The 377-nt window shown below is 56.8% G+C and carries 1 pseudogene; it reads left to right on the forward strand.

Annotation, left to right across the window (positions count from 1 at the left end):
* Positions 1-218, forward strand: a pseudogene (locus tag HB376_RS41625) (hypothetical protein); the annotation flags it as partial.
* Positions 219-377 lie beyond the last annotated feature (159 nt).

A 377-nucleotide genomic window follows, 5' to 3' on the forward strand; every position in this document is an offset into this window, starting at 1 on the left:
CATCCGCTCGGATCCAATTCCGCTCTGAAGTCTTGCTTATATCGCAGCCCCGACTCGATCACAACACCCCTTCCGCACAAAGCCCAGGCCATATGCTTCCTCGCCGTGCGAATTCGATTTTCTACGGCGACCGGTTGCTCACCAGCAACAACCAGCAGGCCGAAACGGACCGCAAGCTGCTCGGCCGCCTGGGCATTCGCGCGGAAGCGACACAGTAGATGCCGCTCCACGGATGACTGATCTGACGACGTAACAGGTGGAAAGTGACGGGTTCACGACATGCGTACAGGAGCGAGTTAGTCTTGACTGCCGGCATTACCCGCAAGTTTTGAGGGAAATCTGCTCTCCTTGCACTAGTGGTGTGCGTCAAACGGATT

The sequence above is a fragment of the Caballeronia sp. dw_19 genome (assembly GCF_018449515.1).
Taxonomy (GTDB): Bacteria; Pseudomonadota; Gammaproteobacteria; order Burkholderiales; family Burkholderiaceae; genus Caballeronia.